This window comes from Aestuariirhabdus haliotis (genome assembly GCF_023509475.1).
Taxonomy (GTDB): domain Bacteria; phylum Pseudomonadota; class Gammaproteobacteria; order Pseudomonadales; family Aestuariirhabdaceae; genus Aestuariirhabdus; species Aestuariirhabdus haliotis.
The window spans coordinates 1-5807 of record NZ_JAKSDZ010000076.1; the positions used below are offsets into that span (position 1 = coordinate 1).

6 protein-coding genes are annotated in these 5807 nt (G+C 49.6%); 3 read left to right on the forward strand and 3 right to left on the reverse strand.

Going from position 1 to position 5807, the window contains the following annotated elements; all coding sequences use genetic code 11:
• Window positions 1-214 precede the first annotated feature (214 nt).
• The gene (locus MIB40_RS19045; protein WP_249697092.1) at window positions 215-1687 is read right to left on the reverse strand and encodes a metallophosphoesterase family protein; all 1473 of its coding nucleotides are present in this window, start codon (window positions 1685-1687) and stop codon (window positions 215-217) included.
• A 126-nt stretch (window positions 1688-1813) separates the two neighbouring features.
• Window positions 1814-2563 carry a substrate-binding periplasmic protein gene (locus MIB40_RS19050; protein ID WP_249697093.1) on the reverse strand — a complete coding sequence of 250 codons (750 nt, stop codon included), beginning with the start codon at window positions 2561-2563 and terminating at the stop codon, window positions 1814-1816.
• Window positions 2564-2874: 311 nt separating this feature from the next.
• Here MIB40_RS19050 and MIB40_RS19055 point away from each other — a divergent pair, with 311 nt between their 5' ends.
• Both MIB40_RS19055 and MIB40_RS19060 read left to right on the forward strand, forming a co-directional pair.
• The gene (locus MIB40_RS19055; RefSeq protein ID WP_249697094.1) at window positions 2875-3351 is read left to right on the forward strand and encodes a hypothetical protein; all 477 of its coding nucleotides are present in this window, start codon (window positions 2875-2877) and stop codon (window positions 3349-3351) included.
• Between the two features lie 80 nt (window positions 3352-3431).
• Complete coding sequence (locus MIB40_RS19060; protein WP_249697095.1) at window positions 3432-4475, forward strand: 2-dehydropantoate 2-reductase; 1044 nt, start codon at window positions 3432-3434, stop codon at window positions 4473-4475.
• Here MIB40_RS19060 and MIB40_RS19065 read toward each other — a convergent pair.
• The gene (locus MIB40_RS19065) at window positions 4472-5041 is read right to left on the reverse strand and encodes a pyridoxamine 5'-phosphate oxidase family protein (RefSeq protein ID WP_249697096.1); all 570 of its coding nucleotides are present in this window, start codon (window positions 5039-5041) and stop codon (window positions 4472-4474) included. The genes MIB40_RS19060 and MIB40_RS19065 overlap by 4 nt on opposite strands.
• A 211-nt stretch (window positions 5042-5252) precedes the next feature.
• Here MIB40_RS19065 and MIB40_RS19070 point away from each other — a divergent pair, with 211 nt between their 5' ends.
• A complete protein-coding gene (locus MIB40_RS19070; protein WP_249697097.1) occupies window positions 5253-5717 on the forward strand; it encodes an ELKS/Rab6-interacting/CAST family protein in 465 nt (154 codons plus the stop codon).
• The last annotated feature ends 90 nt before the right edge of the window (window positions 5718-5807 follow it).

Genomic DNA, 5807 nt, shown 5'->3' on the forward strand with positions numbered 1-5807 from the left:
TTTTTATCAAGGCGAAGCTCGCCGTTCATGTCGAGACCTGGACAAGGGCTTCAACACCGAGAGAAACCATTTTAGGACCGCCCTACGGGGCTTTCGGGCGAATCCAGCCTCTTTGTTACGCCTTTTTGAAAGATCTCGACCTTACTGCAAAGGCGTGTCGCGATTCTGAATTCGCCTGAAAGCCAGAGTTCATCTGAATTAATCAGAGGTGCCCTTAGCTCAGCGTTACTTTGAAAGGCTTGGAAAAATCCTTAACAGGCAGATTTTTTTGCTTGGTTCGCTCACGGACGCGCCAGGCATCCACTGTCACATTAACGCCTTTGTCTGGAGTGCGTTGCAGACTAACCGTCATAAAGTGTTCACGGGTTCTGGCTTTGGGATAGGCAGAAAAAAGCCAGCCTTTTTTCGTGCTGACATCAAATTGACTAGCGTAGTTGACTTTGGAGGATGGCCAGCCCTGCACAGACATCTCTTTAGGTGGAAAGCTACCGGGTACATGACTGGGTGTCGACGTGGCGATTCCGTTAAGGTACGTCAAATTGGACAGTGGCGAAGAGACAACTTCAATCAGTTTGGCGCCATTATTGCCCAGTTTGCAGGTAGCAATGCGACCGAAATGAACATCACCAGACAGCACCATAATATCGTGTCCGCTACTGGCCAGTGCCTCTAACAACCGCACGTATTGCTTTTCGAAGCTGCGCAGATTTCGCTCGCTACTACTGGTCTCAACCAGTAGCGGTTGTGGTGAAACCAGAATACCAGGGCATTTTAATGTTTCTGCCCAGGCTATTATACGGTCGAAATCTGCCGTGCCGATAAATCGGTTTCTGGAACGATAAGAACGCAGGTCAGCAATACAGAATGAGAGATCCTTACCAATCGCTATCTGTTCCACCACCGATGAACGCTGGACACGTTTAACGGCCTCTTTGGCCGCTTTTGACCACACTTTGCGTACTTTCTCCAGCTTCAACGCCAGCAGCTGGGGAATCAAGCCATCGTAGAAGGGATAATCATTCCAGTATTCGTGATCGTCCGGCAACATCCAGGTGCCTCCGCGATTGAGAATACCTCCCAGCGCTCGCCAATGTTCGGCATAATCATCGCCTATACGTTGACGTATTTCATCGGCGTCGAGCGACAGGGAATCAAAACCGATATCCAGATACACCTGGTCTCCGGTCAGGAAAGTAATGTCAGGTTTATGGTTTTGGCCTCTCTCGTAAAGCGCCTGGTAAGCCCCGGCAGCCTGACCACCATCGCGATGATTATAGAAACAACTACCCAGACCAATGGTAAAAGGTTTGCCGGTTGAAAGCGGAAGACGGGCCGGTAGAGTATCAAAATAACCATTTCGCAGATGCTGCCAGCCATCATTTTCACTCAACCCGCTCAGCTCGGCAAACCGGTCAAAGCGCACCGAATAGCTTTTTCCAGGCTCCAGGCCGGTAAAGGTAAGCAAAGCATAAAAACGCTGTTTGGTGCGACTGAAGGGTCGCTTCCAATCGCTCTTCTTGATGGTTTTCGTTCGAACAAGATTGTCACCCTCAAACAACCTGACCCGTGCTCGCCGAGGCATAATCAGGGTCGGAAACAGGGTGCCCACCCAAATCTCCGCCGAATCGGTGCTAACCCGATGAATCGCCATCGACCAGCGACTGGTATCCGTAGCATAGGTAGTCATAGCAACCTCCTTATTGAAAGACCACTATAGATGATTGAATCATTCAAGGTACATTGGCAATGCCCAGATACAGGAGAAGGTTGATCACTCGGTAAACAAGGCTTTCTTCTGAGGTTTCACAATCCGCTATGGCGTTGATAAATGGGTTCCCGCCGGGTCGATGTATCCATTAATAATAGCATCGACAGTTCCATCCTCCCACATCTCCTCAAGGGTGCGATTCAACGACTCGACAAGCTTATCTTTGCCGGGCAAATTCGACGCTTTCGAAAGCATCATATAGGCAGGCTTCGGTGTGTGCAGCGGTGCAGGCAGTTCATCAATTTTATGGCTGATACCTAATTCACGAGCCGTATACCAAACCACATGACGACTGTTTAAATAAGCCTCTGTACGAGCTGCCAGCAGCATATCAATACCCTTGTCGGTACTCGAACTCTCACTGACATAAAACTTACCCGTTTTCCTGGCCGCATCAAATTCCGGATTGATGCTATAACCTCGGGTAATGCCGATCACTCGACCGTTCAGATCGGAAATACTATCAAAGTTGAAAGACTTTGACTTGCGAACAAAAACGCTAAAAACACTGGTATGAAATGGTGCACTCAAATAGGTGGCAAACTGCTCGCGCTGCTGCGTTTTATACCCGGAGAAAAGACCATCAAGCCTGCCTATTCGCACATAATTAATCGCACGTTTCCAGGGCAGACATTCTATATCGTAAGTTCGATCTATTCGCCGAAACAGCTCAGCCAAGATATCGACATCAATACCCTTCGCGTATCCTTTTTCGCACCAGACAAAGGGCTTGAAATCCATCAGGGTTGCGAGTTTAACCGGCCGTAAATAACCCTCACTGGCAACAGCAGACATACTATAGATCAACAATAATGCCCCTACCCCACGGAGCATTCTTTTTAAAACTGTACTAAGGCCAAACGTCATTTCACTCGCTCAGTATTCAACCTGTAAAATTCTGGATAGCTTGCCTGACAACTCAACTATAGACCACCACCCTAAACGAACCGTTTCACGTCATCGGTATGATACCTAATACAACAGACAGCATCCGTTTCACCATCTGGATGCAAACAGCGGCGGTTGATTCCTGTCCGGGGGCAAGATACTGTGACCTGAATACAAACTGACTCGCTTACCGAGTCCCGCGCCAAGGTAAGGACACTATGCTTTCTCCGACGAAACTCATCTCAACTTTGCTTATTATCCCCTTTCTGGCCTGCACAGCGTTACAAGCCAACACGGCATCCCGCGCGGATATGTTGGGTACCTGGGCCTGTGAAGTCAAAATCGTTGAAGAAGGAGGCTTTTTCAAGGTCGAGTCTGAAGACTATTACAGCGACGATGGCACATCCAAAGGCACCGGCATCATGACCATGAAGATGGGTCCGGATTTCCCGCAAGTCACCTACAACTATTCCGCCGAAGGTACCTGGAAAATCAGGGACATGCAGCTGATAGAAACCCTGACCCGTTTCGAAGTGACCTTTGTCAGTCACCCGGAGATCGAAAAGATGGTGAATCTGGAAAGCTCGATGCCACTTAATCAGGAAGATGCCGCCGAAATCATCGAACTAACCAGCTCAATGCTGACCCTGAAAACAGATGTTGATGGCTCTAACCATACTTGCTACAAGCAATAAACGACCATTTTCAGATTATCGGCTACCGGCCTGATGACCCAGCAACCAGCAACAGGCTAACTTCGCTGTAAAACCATTTTATGAGCACCTCTTCTCTTCTACAGCCTAAGATCATCATCCTGGGAGCCGGCAGTATTGGCTGTTATATCGGCGGGTGCCTGCAAGCCGCCGGTGCCTCGATAACACTACTGGGCCGCCCCCGGCTGCAGCAGCAACTTGGCGAGCACGGACTATTGCTGACCGACTGGCAAGGCCGTAACAACCAGCTATCCCCCGATCATATCGACTTCTCGGTATCCGAAACAGTTTTACAAGACGCCGATTTTATCCTGGTGACCGTCAAAAGCGGTGATACTGCCACTGCCGCCCGGAGCATAGCCTCCTACGCCAAAGCCAATGCTGTCATCGTCAGTTTGCAAAATGGCATTCGCAACGCTGCCACCTTGCAGCAGTATCTGCCGGGCCATAGGATCATCAAAACCGTTGTGCCCTTTAATGTGGTCGACCAGGGCAAAGGGCACTTCCATTGCGGTACCGAAGGCAATCTTGCCATCGAGCAACAGGGCCCGGAAGCGCCATTAATCGAAGCTCTCGAAAAGGCGAGGCTACCAGTCAACCGTCATACAGATATCAGCGGTGTTCAGTGGAGCAAGCTGATCATGAATCTCAACAATGCCGTCAATGCCCTGGCCGGCATCCCCGTTCGAGAACAGCTGTATAACGCACTTTATCGTCAAGCCATGGCCGCTTGCATCCAGGAAGCCTTATCGATTCTGAAAGCGGCTAACATCAAACCCACCCGCGCCGGCAAGGTGATTCCCGCGCTACTGCCCTACATACTCAGATTGCCAACAGGCGTATTTAAACGCATCGCAAGCTCCATGCTTAGTATCGACCCCAGCGCCCGCTCATCGATGAACCAGGATCTGCAACTGGGCCGAAAAACTGAAATTGATTATCTGAATGGCGAAATCATTCAACTGGCCCACTCATTGAATCTGAACGCGCCGATAAATAGCCTTATCGTCGATCTGGTGAAACAGGCTGAAAGTAATAATGAAGGGTCACCCCATATGACGGCCGAGGCATTATTCGCCCGAATCAGGGCAGTAAAGCCAGGTTAACCCGGATCTTTGTCGAGCCCTGCGCGCTCGATAATTTCCGTCTCGAAGCCGTCAATACTGCGCTGATTTCTCGTCACCCAATATTTTTCGATACCGTCCGGCCCTTGTCGCTGTGACCATTTATCGAGGTCCTCACGATCGGCTTTATAGTCATAGTAAGGCACCGACATACCGCAAGAAGATTGCACCAGGTTGATATCCAAAACAAAGATCTGCCGCGCCGCCGGGCTCGGCGGAAACAGTGAACTGAGTCGTTCCCATTCAGCATCGGCCCGGTGCAATACCCTTGCGGTGCCATAGGCGCGCAGGATCACCGGCGGCCCCTCAAACGCACAAAACATCAGAGTCATACGGGGATTCTGGATCACATGAGAAGCCGATTCATTACCACTCCCGGTTAAATTCATCCAGGCAATGGTGGTCGGGTCAATAACCCGCAATGAGTCACCGCCCTTGGGGGATACATTAACCTGCCCACTGTCGACTGCCGTGCCAACAAAAAAGATCTTCTGTTCGCCGATAAAAGCCTGATGCTTATCGGACAATTCTGAATATTGACGCCCCATACCCCTATCCCCTCCCTGGTGATGACGAACAAACTGATGCTAATGAACAAAGTCTTATCCGATTATGCCGTAAAGGCTCAAGATAAGGCACCTGCCATGGCTCAGCTGTTTCTGCATCGGCATTGGCTGATGCAGATCAATCACAATATATTGATAACGATTCTCATTTGCATTATGGTATCAACAGAACCTTTATGGCAGGAGTGACCCCATGCGTTTTTTATGCCCCAGACACCGAAACAATCTCGATAATCTTGAAGAAAGCGATCTGGCCTCACAATGGTTTGAATGGATGCATCAGGCGGCTGTGTACTACGAACTGGGAGATTGGCGTGAAGCGATCGCCTACAGCGGCTGCTCGCTGGAACTCAGTATGGTGTATCTATCAAAAACCGCCGGTCCGGCTCAGATTAACGCCTGCAAAAATCTCTGCCTCTCCACACTGTATTGTATGAACTGCTTGGTTCACAACGACGAACGCTATAAAGCCAACTACATTATGGGCATTGCCAGCAAAGTACTTGAGCAGTATAAAAACACCCACCAGGAAACACAGCAGATAGAAGCCGATATCCAGGCTTTACAGGATGAGGCTCAGCACGATCATTACTTCAAAACCCACCTCAATTTCCCTTTCGACAGTGTGCCGCCCAAGAGTGGTTTGATGCATCACTAGGGCACCTCTGATTAATTCGGATAGATCTCTGCGGATCCTAAAATGGTTTTTATCAAGGCGAAGCTCGCCGTTCATGTCGAGACCTGAACA